Raw genomic sequence first — 21,251 nt, 5'->3', positions numbered from 1 at the left:
CAGGAAAAGAAAGGATACATCATGGTTTCGTTAAGAGAAGATGAACGATTAGATTATTTGCTCGCCGAAGATATGAAAATTATTCAAAGTAAAACGGTTTTCGCCTTTTCATTGGACGCAGTGTTATTAGCAAAATTTGCGTATGTGCCCATCCAAAAAGGAGAGATCATTGATCTTTGCACGGGAAATGGTATTGTGCCATTGCTGCTTTCGACTCGATCTAAGGCCTCCATTACTGGGGTCGAAATTCAAGAACGGTTGTTTGATATGGCAAAAAGAAGTGTGGCGTATAATCAACTTGAAAAGCAGATAGAACTGATTCATGGTGATCTAAATGATATGCCAGCACGCTGCGGCAATCACAAAGTAGATGTCATCACATGTAATCCACCATATTTTAAGACACCTTCTAAAGAAGAAATCAATGAGAATGAATACTTGGCCATTGCTCGGCATGAAATCCATTGTACATTAGAAGATGTCATTCGTGTTTCTTCCACGCTGCTGAAGCAAGGAGGGAAACTGGCGATGGTTCATCGGCCGGGACGACTGCTTGAGATTGTGGAATTGATGAAGAAGTACCGAATTGAGCCAAAACGAATTCAATTTGTTTATCCCAAACAGGGGAAAGAAGCCAATACCATCTTAGTAGAGGGGATAAAAGATGGAAAACCAGATCTGAAAATTCTCCCGCCTCTTTTTGTTTATGGAGATGATCAAGAGTATACTGAGGAAATCAGGACGATACTGTATGGAGAAGCATAATCATTATTTCTATGTATTGAAATGTGCAGACGGCAGCCTATATGCAGGTTATACAAATGATTTACAAAAAAGACTGACGACCCACAATAGTGGAAAGGGAGCAAAGTATACAAGAGCAAGACGGCCAGTTGAGCTGTATTATCATGAATGTTTTGCAACCAAAAGAGAAGCCATGCAGCAAGAATATCGTTTCAAAACGTGGACACGGAAAAAGAAAGATCTTTATATAGAAGAAATGCGTATTGAAAAGGAGGCGGCACATGAAAACACAGAAAAGCTTTGATGATCAATCAGATATGGGTATTCTATATCTCGTCCCAACCCCAATTGGCAATTTAGAAGATATGACGTTTCGAGCCATACAAACATTAAAAGATGTAGACTATATTGCCGCAGAGGATACAAGACAAACGAAAAAACTCTGCCATGTTTATGAAATTGATACGCCATTAACGAGTTATCATGAGCATAACAAGGACAGCAGCGGTCACAAGTTGATCGAATGGTTAAAAGAAGGAAAAAACATCGCACTCGTGAGCGATGCTGGTTTACCGACAATTTCTGATCCAGGTGCTGAAGTGGTCCGAGACTTTACGAATATCGGCGGTTATGTCGTTCCATTACCTGGAGCAAATGCTGCACTTACAGCACTCATTGCATCAGGGATTACACCGCAGCCATTTTTCTTTTATGGATTTCTCGACCGACAAAAAAAAGAAAAGAAAAAACAGCTTGAAACTTTGAAGAAGCGTCAAGAAACAATCATTTTCTATGAAGCGCCCCATCGGTTAAAAGAAACGCTGACTTTGATGAAGGAAGTGTGGGGCAACCGGAAAATTGCCATTACGAGAGAACTGACGAAAAAATTTGAAGAGTTTGTTCGTGGAGATTTAGAGTCTGTGCTGACATGGGCGGCAGAGAATCAAATCCGAGGTGAATTCTGTCTTGTCGTACAAGGGAACGATCAAGATGAAGAAGAGCTAAATGAAGAAGCCTGGTGGAAGCCCTTATCAGAAAAAGAACACGTGATCCATTACATAGAACAAGGATTAACGTCGAAGGAAGCCATTAAGCGTACAGCCGTCGAACGTGATGTGCCAAAACGCACCATATACGATGCTTATCATATTGAACAATAAAGAAAGGTTCTTGCAAACGGTGCAAGAACCTTTTTTATATCAAACTTATTTTTGTGATTGAAGTTGGTTTTGGATTTCGTTAATGATTTGCTCTGCACCTTCACGGCTAAGAACTAATTTACCATTAGCAAGTTTAAGGTTATCGTCTGATACTTCACCTGTAACTTGGCAAGTCATGTTTGGTTTATATTTTTTTAGGATAATTTTTTCATCATCAACATAAATTTCCAAAGCGTCTTTTTCAGCGATTCCTAGAGTACGGCGAAGTTCGATTGGAATCACCACGCGTCCTAATTCGTCAACTTTACGTACAATACCTGTAGATTTCATCTTCATTCTCCTCCCAAAGAGTTCTTATTCTTAATATAATATTATCTTCGTCATTATTCGACAAATTCCTTACATTCATAGCATAACAAGGTTTCCATAAATCGTCAATCATTTTGTTTACTATTGTTTGTAAAATATGACTCTTAAAGTCAAAAGACCTTGAAACTACTGGTTTATAAGGATTTTTCGGTTTTTTTCTATGAAAATATGAGAAATGACGAGTTCAGATTAACAAGACTTTTGCCCTAAATTAGACAATTGTAAATCTGGAAATAGATTTCTTACGACAATATTCGACAAAATGTCGACAGGTTTGTCGTTTTTTTCGAAAAACTCATCTTTTTCGATCATTTCATCTTGTTCTATGTATATATGCTTGATCTTAAAGGCTAAGATGGTATCATAGAGAAAGCACAAGTGCAAAATTTAATAAATGGATCTAACACATTTTCATGTAATGATAATAACCGCTCTCGTCCATTGGGCGGGAGTTTTTGACATTTACACACACGCAGGAGGTTCCAACATGCCGGAAAAGAAAAAAACGTTCTATCTGACAACACCTATTTACTATCCGAGCGGAAAATTACATATTGGACATGCTTATACGACAGTAGCAGGGGATGCTATGGCTCGTTATAAACGTCTTCAAGGCTATGATGTGATGTATTTAACGGGTACTGATGAGCACGGACAAAAAATTCAGCAAAAAGCTGAAGAACAAAACATCACACCGATCGAGTATTTAGATCCGGTCGTAGCAGACATTCAATCACTATGGAAGAAACTCGACATTTCCAATGATGATTTCATCCGTACAACAGAAAAAAGACATACGAAAATCATTGAGCAAGTATTTCAAAAGCTGCTTGATCAAGGCGATATTTATTTAGATCAATATGAAGGCTGGTACAGTATTCCGGATGAGACATTCTATACGGAAACACAGCTTGTGGATGTTGAGCGGAATGAAAAGGGAGAGGTCACTGGCGGAAAAAGCCCTGACAGCGGACATCCTGTCGAATTAATTAAAGAGGAATCATATTTCTTCCGTATGAGTAAGTATGCGGATCGTTTACTAGACTATTACGAAAAGAATCCAACGTTCATTCAGCCTGAATCAAGAAAGAATGAAATGATCAATAACTTCATTAAACCAGGTTTAGAGGATTTGGCTGTATCAAGAACAACCTTTGATTGGGGAATTAAAGTTCCAAACAATCCAAAGCACGTCATTTATGTATGGATTGATGCGTTGTTCAACTATTTAACTGCGATTGGTTACGGAACTGATCAGGATGAAAAATATAAAAAATATTGGCCCGCCAACGTGCATCTCGTAGGGAAAGAAATTGTTCGTTTCCATACGATTTATTGGCCAATTATGCTGATGGCACTTGATCTGCCGCTGCCGAAACAAATTTTCGCACACGGCTGGCTGTTGATGAAAGATGGCAAGATGTCTAAATCAAAAGGGAACGTAGTAGATCCGGTCACATTAATTGATCGCTACGGTCTTGATGCCCTTCGTTATTATCTCCTTCGTGAAGTACCTTTTGGTGCGGATGGTGTGTTTACACCAGAAGGATTTGTGGAACGTGTAAACTATGATCTTGCCAATGATTTAGGTAACTTGCTTAACCGTACAGTTGCGATGGTACAAAAATATTTTGACGGGACATTAAGCAGCTATAAGGGTCCAGTTAATGAGTTTGATGAGGAGCTTAAAGCAGTAGCGGAGCAAACAGTCAAAGCCTATGAAGAAGCGATGGAAAACCTTGAATTCTCGGTGGCTCTCTCAAATGTTTGGACATTAATCAGCAGAACCAATAAATACATTGATCAGACAGCTCCATGGGTGCTGGCAAAGGACGAAACAAAACGAAAAGAGCTGCATTCTGTTATGTATCATTTAGCAGAATCATTGCGCATCACAGCAGTACTCTTAACGCCTTTCCTAACGAAAACACCTGAGAAAATCTTCTTCCAGCTTGGCATTGAAGAAGAGAAGCTTAAAAGCTGGGATAGCATTCTATCTTTCGGTGCGATTCAACAAGCGACGGTACAAAAAGGAGAACCTTTGTTCCCGCGTTTAGAGGTTGAAGAAGAAGTAGCATATATTAAAGAGAAAATGCAGGGAAGTGCACCAAAGGTAGAAGAAGAGAAAGTAGAAATAGAAGAAACAGAATTACCTGAGCTGGGAGCAGAAATTGCATTTGATGATTTCTCAAAAGTTGATCTTCGAGTTGCACAGGTGCTGGAAGCAGCCCCAGTGAAAAAAGCAGATCGTCTTCTAAAGTTGCAGCTTGATTTTGGATTTGAAAAGAGACAAATTGTTTCAGGGATAGCCAAGCATTATCAACCTGAGGAATTAGTAGGGAAGAAGCTTGTCTGTGTAGCGAATCTCACACCAGTTAAACTTAGAGGGGAAATTTCCCAGGGAATGATTTTAACTGGAGAAACTGGCGGGAAGTTGCAGGTTCTTGAAGTGGATCAATCTCTAGCAAATGGAACAAAAATTTTATAAATCAACAAAGGTGTTCCACGTGTAACATTTCGTCGAACACCTTTTGTTTTTTGGAAGAATTGTCGAAAGGAGCAATCAACGATGTTATTTGATACACATGCCCACTTAAATGCGGAACAATATAATGAAGACTTAGAGCAGGTGATCGAAAGAGCGAAGAGTGAAAAAGTCGAAAAAATCGTGGTGGTAGGGTTTGACCGCCCGACAATTACGAGAGCAATGGAATTAATTGAAGAGTATGATTTCATCTATGCAGCCATTGGCTGGCACCCAGTTGATGCCATTGATATGACAGATGAGGATTTGCTGTGGATCAAAGAATTATCTCAACATGAGAAAGTCGTTGCAATTGGAGAAATGGGTCTGGATTACTATTGGGACAAGTCGCCAAAAGATGTGCAAAAAGAAGTCTTTAGACGTCAAATTGCTCTTGCGAAGGAAGTGAATCTTCCGATCATTATTCATAATCGTGACGCAACGGAAGATGTCGTGACGATCTTAAAGGAAGAGGGAGCGGCTGAAGTTGGTGGGATTATGCATTGCTTTACTGGCAGCCTAGAAATCGCGAAAGCGTGTATGGATATGAACTTTTATATTTCATTCGGTGGACCCGTGACTTTTAAAAATGCAAAAAAACCGAAGGAAGTTGTCAAGGACATACCAAGTGACCGACTTTTAATTGAAACAGACTGCCCATACTTAACGCCAGCGCCATTTAGAGGGAAACGTAACGAGCCGAGTTATGTGAAATATATCGCAGAACAGATTGCGGAGTTACGAGAAATAAGCTTTGAAGAGCTTGCTGAATTGACCACAAAAAATGCAAAAAAAGTTTTCGGTATAAACTGACAGTATATGATGTCAATCCATGTTTAAGCTTGTCCATTTGTGAAACATAACGAAAATGTTCTACACGTTTACGCCTCTTCATAGGATAAGTTGTCGATAAGTCTTTCTTCCCTTCCTTCCATTAAACTCCCATAATAGGGGTGCAATCGAGCATTTTTGTACAGTGGGTGGAAGGGTTGACAGGTTTTGAGATACTCTATATAATCTCTCCGAGGAGAAGGAGGCGTTTTTCATCGTACAAAAAATGAAAAATCTGTTTTCTGTAAAGCTAGGAAAAGGCAAGGTTTTATTACTAGTTGTTTGCTTGCTTTTAGCTGGAACTGGGACGGCTTACGGTGCGCATGAGCTCACTAAGCAGTCTATTACCATTTCAATCAATGGTAAAGAGAAGACAATTCGTACACATGAAGAGACAGTAGCACAGCTGCTTTCAGACCTTGGAATAAAGACCAAGGCGGAGGATCATATCTCTCCAAGTCTAAATACAAAGATTGAAGACAACATGAACATTGTGTATGATGCGGCTATACCGGTTCATCTGACCCTAGATGGGAAAGAGAAAACGATATGGACAACAGATCAGACGGTTGGAGCATTATTGAAGAATGAGAAGATAGATATTGGGAAGCACGATCAAGTAACTCCAGGAAAGAATGACAAGATTAAAAAAGATATGGATCTTGTGGTTCAGCAGGCCTTCGAGGTCAGCGTAAATGATGGAGGAAAAGAGAAAAAAGTGTGGACCACTTCGACTACGGTCGCTGACTTTTTAAAGCAGCAAGAGCTGAAGCTCAAGAAGCACGATAAGATCAAACCTGCGTTACATAGTCATATAACTAAAAAAAGCGCAGATATTCAGATCACTCGGGTGGAAAAAGTCACCGATGTAGTGGAAGAGAGAATTGCTTTTGATACCAAACATAAAAAGGATCGTTCTCTTGAAAAAGGAAAAGAGAAGGTGCTTAAAAAAGGTGAAGAAGGTAAATTGAAGAAGCACTATGCCATTGTGAAAGAAAACGGCAAAGTGGTGTCTAAAGAATTAATTAAAGAAGTGACTGAAAAAGATAGCAAGGATCGTTTAGTGGCCATTGGTACACAAGAGTCCCAAAAAGAGCCTAAAGCGACACCTGCCGTTTCAAGAAGCAATGAATCGTCAGGAAAAGAATTTTATGTGGCGTCGACAGCCTATACAGCGAGCTGTGCTGGATGTACGGGCAGAACGTCAACAGGCTATAATTTAAAATCAAATCCAGGTGCAAAGGTCATAGCAGTTGATCCGAGTGTCATTCCGCTAGGCTCTAAAGTGTATGTGGAAGGCTATGGATATGCCGTTGCATCAGACACTGGATCTGCTATAAAAGGGAACAAAATTGATGTGTTCGTCCCAAATAAGTCGGCAGCTTATCAATGGGGAAATAAACGAGTGAAAATTAGAGTACTCAAATAAACACATCAAATCATTTATATGAACAGAGGGCTTTGCGCACCCTCTGTTTTTTTGGTTATAATAGAAGCACTGTTTTCTAATTAATTAGACGCAAAAACAACATGAAAGGTTTCGTTTTTTAACCAAAAAATGTTTTTTGTTTTTGCAAGCGGAGGAATACATGAAAATCAAAGAAATCATTGTGGTGGAAGGTCGTGACGACACTGCGAGAGTGAAGATGGCAGTTGATGCAGATACGATCGAAACAAACGGATCAGCCATTGGCGATACAGTTATTCAACAAGTACGTCTTGCTCAGGAGACGAGAGGGGTCATTATTTTAACTGATCCTGATTTCCCTGGGGAGAAGATCCGTAAAACCATCGCAGAAGCGGTTCCTGGCTGTAAGCACGCATTTTTGCCAAAACATCTTGCGAAGGCGAAGCGAGATAAAGGAATTGGTGTCGAGCATGCTTCCTTGGACAGTATTCGAGAATGCCTTGCCCATGTCCATGAGGAAATGGAAGTAACAGAAAGTGACATTACATTAGATGATTTATTTGACGCAGGCCTTATCGGAGGCGAATCATCGAAACGCCGCCGTGAACGACTAGGTGTGCTTTTAAATATAGGATATACCAATGCGAAGCAGCTGCATAAGCGCCTTCACATGTTCCAAATAACCAAACATGATTTTATTGCGGCCTTAAAGACCGTCATGCAGGAGGAAGCCGATGAATAAAGATATAGCGACACCCATCAGAACGAAGGAAATACTGAAGAAATACGGTTTCTCCTTTAAAAAGAGCTTGGGGCAGAACTTTTTAATTGATACAAATATACTCGATCGTATTGTCGATCATGCAGAGGTGACGGATGAGACCGGCGTGATTGAGATCGGGCCTGGTATCGGTGCATTGACCGAGCAGCTCGCTAAGCGTGCAAAGAAAGTCACCGCTTTTGAAATCGATCAGCGTTTATTGCCCATTTTAAATGATACACTTTCTCCATATGATAATGTTACGATCATTCATCAAGACGTATTAAAGGCAGATGTGGGAAAGGTCATCGAGGAAAATTTTGCTGACTGTAAAGAAGTGATGGTTGTCGCCAACCTACCATATTACGTGACGACACCGATTATTATGAAACTGCTTGAAGAAAACCTTCCATTGAAAGGGATTGTGGTCATGCTTCAAAAAGAAGTTGCAGATCGTATGGCCGCTGTCCCTTCATCAAAGGAATACAATTCGCTTTCTATTGCAGTTCAATACTATACGGAAGCGAAAACAGTGATGGTTGTGCCTAAAACGGTTTTCGTTCCACAGCCAAATGTTGATTCGGCTGTGATCAAGCTGACCGTTCGTGAAACGCCTGCCGTCTCAGTAGAAAATGATGAGTTTTTCTTTCAGTTGATTCGTGCGAGCTTTGGTCAGCGCCGAAAAACATTGATGAATAATCTCATGAACAACTTACCTGATGGAAAGCAACATAAAGCAATTATTGAAGAAGCACTTCAAACAGCAGACATTGATGGAAAGCGCCGCGGCGAGTCATTATCCATTGAGGAATTTGCCCGTTTGTCGAATGTTTTACAAGAAGCCCTGTCTTAAGGGCTTTTTTTGTTTTTCACCACTTCGCTTGTTCGGGCATAGGCTAGAAAGAACAGCACATATGAAAGACGAACATATTTAGCGCAAGACGATACCAACAGGATATGAGCCTGATTGTGGAGTGAAAAGCATGCAATTTCAAATAGGAGATATGGTGACAAGGGCATCCTATCAAATGGATATTTTGTTTCGAATCATTCGAATTGATGAGACCGATCAGCACGAAGCCACCGCCATATTGCATGGGAATGAAGTGAGGCTGATTGCTGACGCCAAGTTGTCAGATCTCGTCAAGGTTCAAAAAGAGGAACAGCTGACTAGAGAGAAAAATGACGAAAGAAAAATCAATGAATCGCTCGACTTACTAAGACAGGATTATCAGCTGCTGCGGGAAAAACAGGAGTATTATACTTCTGGACAATATCAGCATCAGGAGCAGTATTTTCACATGCCTGGAAAGGTCCTTCATTTAGATGGAGATGCTTCATACTTAAAGAAATGCTTGGATGTATATGAACGAATTGGTGTACCTGTATACGGTGTGCATTGCCATGAGAAGAAAATGCCAAGCATGATTGACTCGTTAATTGATCAATATCGACCAGATATATTGGTTATCACAGGACATGATGCGTATTCCAAGCAAAAGGGCGGCGTACATGATATCGGTGCCTATCGTCATTCTCGTCATTTTGTTGAAACGGTTCAAAAAGCCAGACGGAAGATCCCTCATTTAGATCAGCTTGTGATCTTTGCTGGTGCCTGTCAATCTCATTTCGAATCATTGATCCAAGCAGGTGCCAATTTTGCGAGCTCTCCTTCCCGTGTGAATATCCATGCGCTCGATCCCGTCTATATCGTTGCGAAGATCAGCTTCACTCCATTTGTAGATAGAATCAACGTGTGGGATGTGCTCCGAAATACTTTAACAAGAGAAAAAGGGCTGGGAGGCATCGAGACGAAGGGCGTTCTAAGGGTAGGTATGCCATATAAAAGAGATCATGAATCGACATAACCCGACTGATTTCAGTCTGGTTTTTTTTATGTTCAAAAAGAAATTGCAAAAGGATACATAATTCACCGGAAATTGAGAAAAATAGGGAGAAGAAAAGGTAGAAGTTTGTCAAAATTATTTTGTTGACAATGGCTCGTGTTCGTTGATATAATTTAATTTTTATTTGACAAAAACGGGCCGTTGTTGTATAATTATCTCAGTGAGGTGGATGCAATGGCGAAGACTTTGTCCGACATCAAAAGATCGCTTGATGGTAACTTAGGTAAACGTTTGACGTTAAAGGCTAACGGGGGCCGCCGTAAAACAATTGAGCGTTCGGGCATTTTAGCTGAAACGTACCCTTCTGTATTTGTGATTCAATTAGATCAAGATGAGAATTCGTTTGAAAGAGTTTCTTATAGTTATGCAGATATACTGACTGAGACGGTCGAATTAACGTTCGATGATACCGCTAGCTCAGTCGCCTATTAATGGGCAGTAAACTTTTTGTTTACTGCTTTTTGTTTTGCCTTTTTTTCTGAATGTGAATGGGAGTCTGTCCATTTTTTGAAAGGGGTAAAAGAAAGGATTCGATACAAAATAAGAAAGCCACACAAGCAGTGGCAGTGATTCGAATTCTCGACTAAAGGGGCTGTTTCGTTTGGGTAGACGCCGAGGCATTATGTCAGATGAGTTCAAATACGAGCTGGCGAAGGATCTTGGATTTTATGATACCGTCAAAAATGGAGGCTGGGGAGAGATTCGTGCGCGTGACGCAGGTAATATGGTCAAACGTGCCATTGAATTAGCTCAACAGCACATGGCTCAGGATGAGAATCAACGATAGAAAAACGGTCAGGGATACCTCGGGTGTCTCTGGCTTTTTTTGATGAAAAAGTCAGTGTGCTCGGCGTAAAAGCCTATATTCATCAGATCCATCAAATGTGATACAATATTGATACTTATGTTTAGATGGAGAAGTAGGTGAAATGTTTGCGTATTTTAGAAAAAGCACCGGCAAAAATTAATCTCTCACTTGATGTTCATGGAAAGAGACCGGATGGATATCACGAAGTGGAGATGGTGATGACAACAATAGACCTTGCAGATCGACTAGAGTTGACGGAGCTGGACAAGGATGAAATCCGTGTATCATCTCATAATCGATTCGTGCCAGACGATCAGCGTAATTTGGCTTATCAGGCGGCTAAATTACTTAAAACAAGGTTCGGTATTCAAAAAGGTGTATCCATTGTCATCACAAAAACAATTCCAGTCGCAGCAGGGTTAGCTGGAGGCAGCAGTGATGCAGCGGCAGCACTTCGCGGCTTAAATCGCTTGTGGAAGTTGAACCTCACGTTAGATGAACTAGCTGAGCTTGGAGCGGAGATCGGCTCAGATGTGTCTTTTTGTGTACACGGAGGCACAGCACTAGCGACAGGACGTGGAGAAAAGCTGAAGCATATTGCGACACCCCCGCATTGCTGGGTAATTTTAGCGAAGCCGGTGATTGGGGTATCTACAGCTGAAGTCTATAGACAATATGACGCAAGCAAAGTAGACCACCCGAATGTAAAGCGTATGATTGAAGCGATTGAAGCGAAAGATTATAAAGAGATGTGCGGCTCACTCGGAAACGTTCTAGAATCTGTGACATTAAAGATGTATCCAGAAGTAGATATGATCAAAAGGCAGATGAAGCGTTTCGGTGCTGACGCTGTTTTAATGAGTGGAAGCGGCCCTACAGTATTTGGCTTGATTCAATATGAATCGAAGGTACAAAGAATATATAACGGACTGAGAGGATTTTGTGATCAAGTATACGCTGTCCGCATGATCGGCGAACAAAATGCCCTTGATTAAATCCGTATATTAAGTTATATTTATCATAAATTATTCGGGTTCTGGGGGTAAGTTCATGAAGTTTCGTCGAAGCGGCAGATTGGTGGACTTAACAAATTATTTGTTAGCCCACCCGCACGTACTAGTACCGTTAACTTTTTTTGCAGAAAGATATCAATCTGCGAAGTCCTCCATTAGTGAAGACTTAACGATTATCAAACAGACCTTCGAACAGCAGGGAATAGGCACGTTGCTTACTGTACCTGGTGCTGCTGGCGGAGTGAAATATATTCCAAAGATTCACCTAAAAGAAGCAGACGACGTGGTAAACGATATCGGAGAAGCTCTATCGACTCCTGAACGTGTACTTCCTGGCGGTTATTTATATTTAACCGATGTTTTGGGTAATCCATCAATCCTTGCGAAAATCGGTAAGCTATTTGCGACCATCTTTGCAGATCGTGCGATTGATGTCGTCATGACTGTTGCAACAAAAGGTATTCCTATTGCCTATTCGGTTGCGGGTTATTTAAATGTGCCGGTTGTGATCGTTAGAAAAGATAATAAAGTAACTGAAGGATCAACTGTAAGTATTAACTACGCGTCAGGTTCGTCTAATCGAATTCAAACCATGTCACTTGCAAAGCGGAGCTTAGATAAAGGATCCAATGTCTTGATCATTGATGACTTTATGAAAGCTGGCGGAACCATTAACGGCATGGTGAATTTGCTTGAGGAATTTAATGCAAATGTTGCAGGGATCGGTGTTCTTTTAGAAGATGAAGGCGTAGATGAACGTCTCGTTGATGAATATGTATCGCTTTTAAAGCTTTCAACCATTGATATGAAGCAGAAGATCATTGAGATCAATGAAGGCAATTTCCACGAGTTTTTTCATTCGAAAGCTTAAGAATTGAAAACATGTAGTTGAATGGGAGAGATTGATATGACAAAAGTTGTTCAAACCAAACACGCACCAGCAGCCATTGGACCTTACTCTCAAGGGATTATTGTCAATAACATGTTTTACAGCTCCGGACAGATTCCATTAACGGCAGCTGGAGACTTTGTAAATGGAGATATGAAAGAACAAACTCATCAAGTGTTCCGTAATCTTAAGGCCGTACTTGAAGCAGCAGGTGCTTCCTTTGAGACAGTCGTGAAAGCAACAGTTTTTATCAAAGATATGGAACAATTCGCAGAAGTAAATGAAGTGTACGGTGAGTATTTCCATACACATAAGCCAGCTCGTTCGTGTGTGGAAGTAGCAAGACTTCCTAAGGATGCACTCGTAGAAATTGAAGTGATTGCATTAGTAAAGTAAACAGGCAATCTTAACGAAAGCCGTTTGGTTTCATCTTATGCAGGAAAAGACATCATCATGATGTCTTTTTTTCACGAAGAGAATGTAAGCGTCGTCACGAAGATGACAAAAAATGTATAAATATCCCGATATTTCAAAAAAGTTTAAAAAAAGAGCAGGAGAATCACCACAATCGTTGAATACCTAAGTAATGCTTTTATATTGGGAAAAGGTGGTGAACTACTGTGGAAGTTACTGACGTAAGATTACGCCGCGTGAATACCGATGGTCGCATGAGGGCGATTGCATCCATCACGCTGGACCACGAATTTGTTGTTCATGATATTCGTGTGATTGATGGAAACAATGGCTTGTTTGTTGCAATGCCTAGCAAACGCACGCCTGATGGAGAGTTTCGCGACATTGCACATCCAATTAATTCAAGCACTCGGGGTAAAATCCAAGATGCTGTTTTAAATGAGTATCATCGCTTAGGCGAAGAGGAAGAGACAATTGAATATGAAGAAGCTGGAGCTTCTTAATAATACGTGAACCTAAAAAGGCAGCTTTAAGAGAAAATGGATGTTTTCTTTTAAATGCTGTCTTTTTTGCGTTTTTTCTCTTGTTTCTTATGTCTCTCATCCATTAGAAAATTATTGCACTTCCTCTTGTATCCTTGAAATCAATCCTTATTTAGGATATATTTTTCTATGGATAATAGGGATATTGGAGGCCAATCAATGGATAAGCGGTTCGCAGTGATTTTAGCAGCGGGAAAAGGAACGAGAATGAAGTCAAAGCTATACAAAGTACTTCATCCAGTTTGCGGAAAGCCAATGGTCGAGCATGTGGCAGATGAAGCGTTAAAGCTTTCTTTAACCAAGCTAGTGACGATTGTCGGTCATGGAGCAGAGAACGTCAAAGAGCAGCTTGGAGACAGAAGTGAATATGCACTTCAAGAAGAACAGCTGGGAACAGCACATGCCGTCAAACAAGCAAAGTCGTTCCTTGCGCAGGAAAAGGGAACAACCATTGTCATTTGTGGTGATACGCCATTATTGACAGCGGAAACAATGGAAGCTATGTTGAGCGAGCATCAAAAACATCAAGCGAAAGTCACTATTTTAACAGCACGTGCGGAAGACCCGGCAGGTTATGGTCGTATTATTCGTGACGAAACCGGTGCTGTTGTGAAAATTGTGGAGCATAAAGATGCGAATGATGCGGAACGTCAAGTGAATGAAATTAATACAGGGACCTATTGCTTTTCAAATGAAGATCTCTTCCGTGTGATTGAGCAAGTATCGAATGAAAATGCACAGGGTGAGTACTATTTGCCAGACGTCATTGAAATCTTAAAGAATGAAGGGCAAACGGTAGCGGCATATCAAACACCGCATTTTGAAGAAACACTTGGAGTCAATGATCGTATCGCTCTATCACAAGCAGAGCAATTCATGAAGCGACGTATTAATCATCAGCATATGAAGAATGGTGTGACCTTGATTGATCCTGAGAACACGTATATTTCACCTGATGCAGTGATCGGTGAAGATACAACGATTTATCCTGGGACGGTCATCAAAGGGAATGTGAAAATTGGTGCAGACGCCATTATTGGGCCAAACACTGAAATTGTTGACAGCATCGTCGGAGACCGCACAGTGATTAAGCAATCTGTCGTCTGCGATAGTGAGGTTGGAGTCGATGTGACAATTGGGCCGTTTGCTCATATTCGCCCGTTGTCGAAAATTGGCGATGAAGTGAAAATCGGGAATTTTGTCGAAATCAAGAAAACGGTTTTCGGTGACCGCAGCAAAGCATCTCATCTCAGCTATATTGGAGATGCAGAGGTCGGAACTGATGTAAACCTTGGCTGTGGATCAATTACAGTCAACTATGATGGGAAGAACAAATTCTTAACGAAGATTGAAGATGGCGCATTTATTGGCTGTAATTCTAATCTCGTGGCACCAGTCACTGTCGGAAAAGGGGCATATGTTGCAGCTGGTTCAACGGTTACAGAAGATGTACCGCAGGATGCATTGTCTATTGCTAGAGCAAGACAAGTCAATAAAGAAGATTATGTGAAAAATATTCATAAAAAATAATCCAAATACCCGGAGGTTTACCATGTCTAATCGTTATGCTGATGCGAATTTAAAGATATTCTCTTTGAATTCAAACCCTGAACTTGCGAAAGAAATTGCCGATCGTATCGGAGTTGATGTAGGAAAGAGCTCTGTTAAACGCTTTAGTGACGGTGAAGTCCAAATCAATATTGAAGAAAGTATCCGCGGCTGTGATTGTTATGTCATTCAATCCACTAGTGCGCCAGTCAATGAACACATTATGGAGCTGCTCATTATGGTAGACGCACTAAAACGCGCTTCTGCGAAAACGGTTAATATTGTGATCCCTTATTACGGATATGCACGTCAAGATCGTAAGGCAAAACCTCGTGAGCCAATCACTGCGAAGCTTTTTGCGAACTTACTTGAAACAGCAGGTGCTACACGTGTCATTGCACTTGATCTTCATGCGCCGCAAATCCAAGGTTTCTTTGATATTCCAATCGATAATTTAATGGCTGTGCCAATCTTAACAAACTATTTCGAACAGAAAAACTTGAATGATATCGTCGTTGTATCTCCTGATCACGGTGGTGTAACACGTGCGCGTAAAATGGCAGATCGCCTGAAAGCACCAATCGCAATTATCGACAAACGTCGTCCAAAGCCAAACGTTGCTGAAGTGATGAACATCATTGGTAACATTGAAGGCAAAACGGCGATTCTCATCGATGATATCATTGATACAGCTGGTACCATTACACTTGCTGCAAATGCACTTGTGGAAAATGGAGCGGCTGAAGTCTATGCTTGCTGTACTCACCCAGTATTGTCTGGACCAGCAGTAGAACGTATCACAAACTCTAAAATTAAAGAATTAGTTGTGACAAACAGTATTCACTTAACTGATGACAAGAAAGTTGGAAAATTCATTCCGCTTTCAGTTGGGCCTTTGCTTGCAGAAGCCATCATCCGTGTACATGAAGAAGAATCTGTGAGCTACCTTTTCAGCTAATTTTCTGATTGAAAAAGGCCCTAGGCATCAAGCTTGGGGTCTTTTTGCTTTCATCATTCTCGGCAAATAGGTTTAAAATGATTTGGTTATGGGTAATTATGAGAGTAGTGACAAAAAAGAAATAGGATGGTGCTGAATATGGCAACTTTAAAAGCAAATAAAAGAACTGACTTCAAACGTTCCACACTGCAAAAAATCCGTCATTCAGGACACGTTCCTGGTGTCATATACGGAAAAAATACAGACAACCTGGCTGTTTCACTAGACAGTATCGATTTATTAAAGACCTTACGTGATGAAGGGAAGAATACAATCATCACATTAGACGTAAACGGTGAAACAAAATCCGTGATGGTCACAGAATTACAAACAGACCCGCTGAAAAATGAGCTTGTCCATGCAGACTTCCAAGTGGTCGATTTGCAGCGTGAAATTGAAGCGGATGTACCTGTTCAGCTGATTGGCGAATCTAAAGGAGTTAAAGATGGCGGTGTGCTTCAGCAGCCACTATTTGAACTATCTATTACAGCGAAGCCAAAAGATATCCCTCAGCATATAGAAGCAGATATTACAAACTTAGAAGTGAATGATGTCCTAACAGTCGCTGATTTGCCTGTTCAGTCATCATATCAAGTGAATAACGATCCAGAAGAAGTCGTGGCATCCATTTTACCGCCTCAGCAATCAGAGGTTCCTGAACCAGATAGCGAAGAGGAACCAAAAGAACCTGAGGCCATTAAAGAAAAGGATAACGATGGAGAATAACTGGTCATTTAGAGACGTAACCCTCCCGCGGTTGCGTCTTTTGTGCTAGAATGAAAAGAATTCATACGTTTTACATGAGGCAATCCTATTGGCTCATTTTTTAGGCGTGTGCTTTGTGACAAAGGAGGTTTATGGTTTCATGATTGCATTTGTTGGATTGGGTAATCCTGGAAAAGAATATGAAAAAACAAGACATAATGTCGGGTTTATGACAATAGATGAATTATCAAAAAAATGGGACATCCCTTTAAATCAATCAAAGTTCCATGGACAATTTGGAACGGGATTTGTTTCAGGGCAAAAGGTTCTACTTGTAAAGCCGCTTACATATATGAACTTATCAGGAGAATGCGTGCGTCCGCTAATGGATTACTATGATATTCCCCTTGAACAGTTGAAAGTCATCTATGATGATCTTGATTTGCCAACTGGCCGAATCCGCCTTCGTACAAAAGGGAGTGCAGGCGGGCATAATGGAATCAAATCGTTGATTCAGCATTTAGGGTCACCTGAGTTTGACCGATTCCGTATCGGCATTGGACGTCCTCAAAATGGCATGAAGGTCGTCGATTACGTGCTAGGACGCTTTTCTGAAGAGGAGCAGCCTGATATTGCATCAGCCGTTCAGGCGTCTGTCGAAGCTTGTGAGGCGGCTTTAACTAAGCCATTTTTAGAAGTGATGAATGATTTTAACAAGAAGGTATAAGAATGATAAGCAAAGCACATACTGATCATAAAATCTCAGCAGGGGAGGATCACGTATGGCTTTGCATTATTACTGCCGGCACTGTGGTGTAAAGGTTGGCAGTTTAGATGAATCCGCTGTTCAAAGTGAAGCACTTGGATTTCATCACTTAACAAATGAGGAAAGAAACGATATGATTTCTTATAGGGAAAATGGTGATTTGCATGTACAAACCATTTGTGAGGATTGCCAAGAGGCGCTCGAAAGAAATCCTGATTACCATCAGTATCATACCTTTATTCAATAAAAAGCTTTGGTGTAGATAATAGACCAAAGCGTTTTTCTGTTTTAAACAAGCAGGGAGGAGGAGCCAAATGAAAAATATACAATCATTTATCAAACAAAGTGATGATTTTCAGTCCATTTTTAATGGGCTAAAGGAAGGGTTAAAAGAACAACTGCTCGCCGGACTATCAGGCTCCGTCAGATCTTTATTTACAGCCGCTATATCAGACGAACTTAAGCGGCCGATGTTTATTGTGACTCACAACTTGTATCAAGCGCAGAAGGTTACAGATGATCTTGCCAGTGTGATGTCAGATCGCTCGGTCCTTCTTTATCCTGTGAATGAACTCATTGCTTCAGAAATTGCCGTTGCCAGCCCTGAGCTTAGAGCTCAGCGTCTAGATGTTCTGAACCGGCTGGCGAATGGAGAAACCCCCATTATCGTCACCCCGGCTGCTGCGGTGCGTAGAATGCTTCCGCCAGTTGAGCTCTGGAAGGAGAGTCAGATCCATTTAAAGCTTGGTGAAGAAATTGATTTGGAGGCGTTTTCAAAACAACTTGTACAAATCGGTTATGACCGGACGTCGATGGTTGCTGCGCCCGGAGATTTTAGTGTGCGCGGAGGAATCATTGATATTTATTCGTTAACGGAAGATCATCCAATTCGTATTGAGCTGTTTGATACTGAAGTAGACTCAATTCGAACGTTCCACTCGGATACACAGCGTTCATTAGAAACACTTCAAGAGATTAAAATCGGTCCCGCAAAAGAGCTGATTGTGAGAGGGCCTGAACGAGTGAGAGCCATTGAACAGCTTGATCAAGGACTTGCGAAGAGCTTAAAGAAATTCAACTCAGACCAGCAAAAAGAATTGCTGCATCAACATATTTCTGCTGATCGAGAGAAGCTGCTAGAAGGAATCGTGACACAGGAAATGACGAAGTACCTGTCCTATTTCTATGAAAAACCTGCTAGTTTGCTAGATTACACTTCACAGGATACGATTATCATTTTAGATGAAATTAGCAGAATTCAGGAGATGGAAGAACAGCTTGAGCAGGAAGAAGCTGATTGGACAATTAGTCTGCTTGAAGAAGGCAACATCCTTCATGATTTATCTCTTTCTTTTCCGTTCCAACAACTAATCAATCAGCAATCGCGGTCGATTCTGTACTACTCCTTGTTCCTGAGACATGTCCAGCAGACAAATCCGCAAAATATCGTCAATGTATCGAGTAAGCAAATGCAGAATTTCCACGGGCAGATGAATGTGCTCGCAAGTGAAATTGAACGCTACAAAAAACAACAATACACGGTTGTCTTCTTAGGTGCGGATGAAGAGCGTACAGACAAATTGTCTTCTGTCTTACATGATTATGACATTGAAGCTGCTCTTGCCAAGCCGGACGCAGAGCTTGTAAGCGGACAGGTGTATATTTTACAAGGTGAGCTGCAAACAGGCTTTGAACTGCCGTTATCGAAAATTGCCGTGATCACAGAAGGCGAGCTCTTCAAAAAGCGTGTGAAGAAGCAGGCACGTAAGCAAAAGCTGACCAATGCAGAGCGAATTAAGAGCTATTCCGAGCTTCAAGTCGGCGATTATGTGGTGCACATTAACCACGGGATCGGTAAGTATTTAGGAATTGAAACGCTTGAAATCGGCGGCATTCATAAAGATTATTTAAATATTCATTATCAAGGAAGCGACAAGCTTTATGTACCGGTTGAACAAATTGATCAGGTGCAGAAGTATGTTGGATCAGAAGGTAAAGAACCAAAGCTGTACAAACTAGGCGGCAGCGATTGGAAACGTGTGAAGAAAAAAGTGGAGTCATCTGTACAGGACATCGCAGATGATCTCATTAAGCTGTACGCAGAACGTGAGGCAAGTAAAGGGTATGCCTTCTCGCCTGATCATGAGATGCAGCGCCAGTTTGAATCAGCGTTCCCTTACCAAGAAACAGATGATCAAATCCGTTCGATTCATGAAATCAAACAAGACATGGAGCGGAAGCGTCCTATGGATCGCCTGCTTTGTGGAGATGTGGGATATGGAAAAACAGAAGTGGCGATTCGAGCCGCCTTCAAAGCAATTGCTGACGGGAAGCAAGTTGCTCTGCTTGTGCCGACAACCATCTTAGCGCAGCAGCATTTTGACACGATTATGGACCGATTCCAAGACTATCCTGTCAAAATTGCTCAGCTGAGCCGTTTCCGTACAAGAAAAGAAACAACCGAAACGTTAAAAGGCTTGAAAAATGGAACGATAGATATGGTGATCGGCACACACCGTTTGCTTTCGAAAGATATTGTCTATAAGGACTTAGGTCTGTTGATTATTGATGAAGAGCAGCGTTTTGGTGTGACGCATAAAGAGAAAATTAAACAGATGAAAGCCAATATCGATGTTCTGACATTAACGGCTACGCCAATTCCGCGTACGCTGCATATGTCTATGCTTGGCGTACGGGATTTATCGGTTATTGAAACACCGCCTGAAAACCGTTTCCCTGTTCAAACCTATGTGGTCGAGTACAATGGCGCTTTAGTCAGAGAAGCGATAGAGCGAGAACTAGCACGCGGTGGTCAAGTGTACTTCCTGTACAACCGTGTCGAAGATATAGAACGCAAAGCAGATGAAATCTCTATGCTAGTTCCAGATGCGAAAGTCAGCTATGCACATGGGAAAATGAGTGAGAACGAGCTGGAATCAGTGATGATCAATTTCCTTGAAGGTGAATCAGATGTATTGGTCAGTACCACCATCATCGAAACGGGAGTCGATATTCCGAATGTGAACACGCTCATCGTTCACGATGCGGATAAAATGGGGCTTTCTCAGCTGTACCAGCTAAGAGGACGAGTAGGACGCTCGAATCGTGTCGCATATGCTTATTTCACGTATCGAAAAGATAAAGTTCTGTCTGAAGTAGCAGAGAAGAGACTTCAAGCTATTAAAGAATTCACTGAGCTCGGTTCAGGATTTAAAATTGCGATGCGTGATTTAACGATTCGAGGAGCAGGAAATTTACTTGGTGCACAGCAGCATGGGTTCATTGATTCTGTTGGATTCGACCTCTATTCCCAAATGCTGAAAGAAGCCATTGAAGAAAGAAGAGGCGATACAACGGCTCAAGATAAATTCGAACCGGAAATCGATCTACAAATCGATGCTTATATCCCTGACACTTACATTTCGGATGGAAAGCAAAAGATCGAGATGTATAAACAGTTCAGAGCGATTGGATCAATTGAAGAGCGAAAAGAGCTTCAAGATGAAATGATCGACCGATTCGGTGAATATCCGCAAGAAGTGGCGGATTTGTTCACAATTGCGACGATGAAAGTATACGCAGTGCAGGAACGTGTCGAATTGATCAAGATGGAGAAAGGCATTGTCAGACTCACCCTTGAAGAGCAAGCAAGCAGTGACATCGACGGTCAAAAATTATTTGCACTTGGCAGTAAATATGGCCGTGATATTGGCCTGGGAATGGAAGGCAGCAAGCTGATTATTTCTGTCCAGACGAAAGGCAAGAAGACGGAGGAATGGCTTGACATCGTTCTGAATATGCTTCGAGGTCTTCAAGATGTGAAAAAGGAAACCATTCCATCTTCATAAAAATTTGTTTGTCTCTCG

The 21,251-nt window shown here is 41.2% G+C and carries 22 protein-coding genes; 21 read left to right on the top strand and 1 reads right to left on the bottom strand.

Going from position 1 to position 21,251, the window contains the following annotated elements; genetic code table 11:
• Nucleotides 1-21 precede the first annotated feature (21 nt).
• The 3 genes from SB660_RS18195 to rsmI are packed head-to-tail and all read left to right on the top strand — an operon-like array spanning nt 22 to nt 1,904.
• Entirely contained in the window at nt 22-765 is a 744-nt protein-coding gene (locus SB660_RS18195) for a tRNA1(Val) (adenine(37)-N6)-methyltransferase (protein WP_410583645.1), read from the top strand.
• Nucleotides 752-1,048 carry a GIY-YIG nuclease family protein gene (locus SB660_RS18190; RefSeq protein WP_003217970.1) on the top strand — a complete coding sequence of 99 codons (297 nt, stop codon included), beginning with the start codon at nt 752-754 and terminating at the stop codon, nt 1,046-1,048. Before SB660_RS18195 ends, SB660_RS18190 begins: the two co-directional genes overlap by 14 nt.
• Nucleotides 1,026-1,904, top strand: a complete 879-nt coding sequence (rsmI, locus tag SB660_RS18185; RefSeq protein ID WP_180309728.1) for a 16S rRNA (cytidine(1402)-2'-O)-methyltransferase — start codon at nt 1,026-1,028, stop codon at nt 1,902-1,904. Before SB660_RS18190 ends, rsmI begins: the two co-directional genes overlap by 23 nt.
• 45 nt (nt 1,905-1,949) lie before the next feature.
• Here the strand turns inward: rsmI and abrB are convergent, their stop codons facing one another.
• Nucleotides 1,950-2,240, bottom strand: coding sequence for a transition state genes transcriptional regulator AbrB (gene abrB, locus SB660_RS18180; protein ID WP_087975202.1), 291 nt, complete (start codon nt 2,238-2,240; stop codon nt 1,950-1,952).
• A gap of 520 nt (nt 2,241-2,760) precedes the next feature.
• Here abrB and metG point away from each other — a divergent pair.
• From metG to mfd, 18 genes are all read left to right on the top strand, one after another.
• Entirely contained in the window at nt 2,761-4,761 is a 2,001-nt protein-coding gene (gene metG, locus SB660_RS18175) for a methionine--tRNA ligase (protein WP_339164679.1), read from the top strand.
• Between the two features lie 81 nt (nt 4,762-4,842).
• Entirely contained in the window at nt 4,843-5,610 is a 768-nt protein-coding gene (locus SB660_RS18170; protein ID WP_050945797.1) for a TatD family hydrolase, read from the top strand.
• 244 nt (nt 5,611-5,854) lie between these two features.
• Nucleotides 5,855-7,057: a G5 and 3D domain-containing protein gene (locus SB660_RS18165; RefSeq protein WP_180309726.1), complete on the top strand. Its 1,203-nt coding sequence runs from the start codon at nt 5,855-5,857 to the stop codon at nt 7,055-7,057.
• Between the two features lie 160 nt (nt 7,058-7,217).
• Nucleotides 7,218-7,778, top strand: coding sequence for a ribonuclease M5 (gene rnmV, locus SB660_RS18160; RefSeq protein ID WP_012008650.1), 561 nt, complete (start codon nt 7,218-7,220; stop codon nt 7,776-7,778).
• Nucleotides 7,771-8,649, top strand: coding sequence for a 16S rRNA (adenine(1518)-N(6)/adenine(1519)-N(6))-dimethyltransferase RsmA (rsmA, locus tag SB660_RS18155; RefSeq protein WP_058015835.1), 879 nt, complete (start codon nt 7,771-7,773; stop codon nt 8,647-8,649). Before rnmV ends, rsmA begins: the two co-directional genes overlap by 8 nt.
• 130 nt (nt 8,650-8,779) lie before the next feature.
• Nucleotides 8,780-9,664: a sporulation peptidase YabG gene (gene yabG / locus SB660_RS18150; RefSeq protein WP_012008652.1), complete on the top strand. Its 885-nt coding sequence runs from the start codon at nt 8,780-8,782 to the stop codon at nt 9,662-9,664.
• Nucleotides 9,665-9,877: 213 nt separating this feature from the next.
• Nucleotides 9,878-10,135 (top strand): biofilm formation stimulator Veg, encoded by a 258-nt coding sequence (gene veg, locus SB660_RS18145; protein ID WP_003217979.1) that lies wholly within the window; start codon nt 9,878-9,880, stop codon nt 10,133-10,135.
• A 169-nt stretch (nt 10,136-10,304) separates the two neighbouring features.
• Nucleotides 10,305-10,490: a small, acid-soluble spore protein, alpha/beta type gene (locus tag SB660_RS18140; protein ID WP_012008653.1), complete on the top strand. Its 186-nt coding sequence runs from the start codon at nt 10,305-10,307 to the stop codon at nt 10,488-10,490.
• Between the two features lie 146 nt (nt 10,491-10,636).
• The gene (gene ispE / locus SB660_RS18135) at nt 10,637-11,506 is read left to right on the top strand and encodes a 4-(cytidine 5'-diphospho)-2-C-methyl-D-erythritol kinase (protein WP_180310832.1); all 870 of its coding nucleotides are present in this window, start codon (nt 10,637-10,639) and stop codon (nt 11,504-11,506) included.
• A gap of 55 nt (nt 11,507-11,561) precedes the next feature.
• Nucleotides 11,562-12,395, top strand: a complete 834-nt coding sequence (gene purR / locus SB660_RS18130; RefSeq protein ID WP_003217919.1) for a pur operon repressor — start codon at nt 11,562-11,564, stop codon at nt 12,393-12,395.
• A gap of 36 nt (nt 12,396-12,431) precedes the next feature.
• On the top strand, nt 12,432-12,809 hold the full coding sequence (gene ridA, locus SB660_RS18125; protein WP_058015838.1) for a 2-iminobutanoate/2-iminopropanoate deaminase: 378 nt from the start codon (nt 12,432-12,434) through the stop codon (nt 12,807-12,809).
• A 224-nt stretch (nt 12,810-13,033) separates the two neighbouring features.
• Nucleotides 13,034-13,330 carry a septation regulator SpoVG gene (spoVG, locus tag SB660_RS18120; RefSeq protein ID WP_008357439.1) on the top strand — a complete coding sequence of 99 codons (297 nt, stop codon included), beginning with the start codon at nt 13,034-13,036 and terminating at the stop codon, nt 13,328-13,330.
• A gap of 198 nt (nt 13,331-13,528) precedes the next feature.
• A complete protein-coding gene (gene glmU, locus SB660_RS18115; RefSeq protein ID WP_058015839.1) occupies nt 13,529-14,899 on the top strand; it encodes a bifunctional UDP-N-acetylglucosamine diphosphorylase/glucosamine-1-phosphate N-acetyltransferase GlmU in 1,371 nt (456 codons plus the stop codon).
• A gap of 22 nt (nt 14,900-14,921) precedes the next feature.
• Nucleotides 14,922-15,875, top strand: coding sequence for a ribose-phosphate diphosphokinase (locus SB660_RS18110; RefSeq protein WP_003217907.1), 954 nt, complete (start codon nt 14,922-14,924; stop codon nt 15,873-15,875).
• Nucleotides 15,876-16,013: 138 nt separating this feature from the next.
• A complete protein-coding gene (locus tag SB660_RS18105; protein ID WP_012008657.1) occupies nt 16,014-16,640 on the top strand; it encodes a 50S ribosomal protein L25/general stress protein Ctc in 627 nt (208 codons plus the stop codon).
• 139 nt (nt 16,641-16,779) lie between these two features.
• Nucleotides 16,780-17,346, top strand: coding sequence for an aminoacyl-tRNA hydrolase (pth, locus tag SB660_RS18100; protein WP_410583638.1), 567 nt, complete (start codon nt 16,780-16,782; stop codon nt 17,344-17,346).
• A gap of 55 nt (nt 17,347-17,401) precedes the next feature.
• Nucleotides 17,402-17,632, top strand: a complete 231-nt coding sequence (fin, locus tag SB660_RS18095; RefSeq protein WP_003217967.1) for an anti-sigma-F factor Fin — start codon at nt 17,402-17,404, stop codon at nt 17,630-17,632.
• A gap of 67 nt (nt 17,633-17,699) precedes the next feature.
• Nucleotides 17,700-21,233 carry a transcription-repair coupling factor gene (gene mfd / locus SB660_RS18090; RefSeq protein ID WP_410583635.1) on the top strand — a complete coding sequence of 1,178 codons (3,534 nt, stop codon included), beginning with the start codon at nt 17,700-17,702 and terminating at the stop codon, nt 21,231-21,233.
• Nucleotides 21,234-21,251: the final 18 nt, after the last annotated feature.

It is taken from the genome of Bacillus sp. SIMBA_005, from assembly GCF_046535585.1.
Lineage (GTDB): Bacteria > Bacillota > Bacilli > Bacillales > Bacillaceae > Bacillus > Bacillus pumilus.
Note: the sequence above shows the minus strand (reverse complement) of the source record. Positions and strands in the feature narration are given on the sequence as shown.

Bases quoted from the DNA above. Each gene is read 5' to 3' on its own strand.
- rsmI (WP_180309728.1), top strand. From the start codon at position 1,026: ATGAAAACACAGAAAAGCTTTGATGATCAATCAGATATGGGTATTCTA.
- yabG (WP_012008652.1), top strand. From the start codon at position 8,780: ATGCAATTTCAAATAGGAGATATGGTGACAAGGGCATCCTATCAAATG.
- fin (WP_003217967.1), top strand. From the start codon at position 17,402: ATGGCTTTGCATTATTACTGCCGGCACTGTGGTGTAAAGGTTGGCAGT.
- glmU (WP_058015839.1), top strand. From the start codon at position 13,529: ATGGATAAGCGGTTCGCAGTGATTTTAGCAGCGGGAAAAGGAACGAGA.
- ridA (WP_058015838.1), top strand. From the start codon at position 12,432: ATGACAAAAGTTGTTCAAACCAAACACGCACCAGCAGCCATTGGACCT.
- SB660_RS18165 (WP_180309726.1), top strand. From the start codon at position 5,855: ATGAAAAATCTGTTTTCTGTAAAGCTAGGAAAAGGCAAGGTTTTATTA.
- metG (WP_339164679.1), top strand. From the start codon at position 2,761: ATGCCGGAAAAGAAAAAAACGTTCTATCTGACAACACCTATTTACTAT.
- mfd (WP_410583635.1), top strand. From the start codon at position 17,700: ATGAAAAATATACAATCATTTATCAAACAAAGTGATGATTTTCAGTCC.
- purR (WP_003217919.1), top strand. From the start codon at position 11,562: ATGAAGTTTCGTCGAAGCGGCAGATTGGTGGACTTAACAAATTATTTG.
- pth (WP_410583638.1), top strand. From the start codon at position 16,780: ATGATTGCATTTGTTGGATTGGGTAATCCTGGAAAAGAATATGAAAAA.
- SB660_RS18105 (WP_012008657.1), top strand. From the start codon at position 16,014: ATGGCAACTTTAAAAGCAAATAAAAGAACTGACTTCAAACGTTCCACA.
- SB660_RS18110 (WP_003217907.1), top strand. From the start codon at position 14,922: ATGTCTAATCGTTATGCTGATGCGAATTTAAAGATATTCTCTTTGAAT.
- rnmV (WP_012008650.1), top strand. From the start codon at position 7,218: ATGAAAATCAAAGAAATCATTGTGGTGGAAGGTCGTGACGACACTGCG.
- SB660_RS18195 (WP_410583645.1), top strand. From the start codon at position 22: ATGGTTTCGTTAAGAGAAGATGAACGATTAGATTATTTGCTCGCCGAA.
- SB660_RS18190 (WP_003217970.1), top strand. From the start codon at position 752: ATGGAGAAGCATAATCATTATTTCTATGTATTGAAATGTGCAGACGGC.
- abrB (WP_087975202.1), bottom strand. From the start codon at position 2,240: ATGAAGATGAAATCTACAGGTATTGTACGTAAAGTTGACGAATTAGGA.
- SB660_RS18170 (WP_050945797.1), top strand. From the start codon at position 4,843: ATGTTATTTGATACACATGCCCACTTAAATGCGGAACAATATAATGAA.
- rsmA (WP_058015835.1), top strand. From the start codon at position 7,771: ATGAATAAAGATATAGCGACACCCATCAGAACGAAGGAAATACTGAAG.
- veg (WP_003217979.1), top strand. From the start codon at position 9,878: ATGGCGAAGACTTTGTCCGACATCAAAAGATCGCTTGATGGTAACTTA.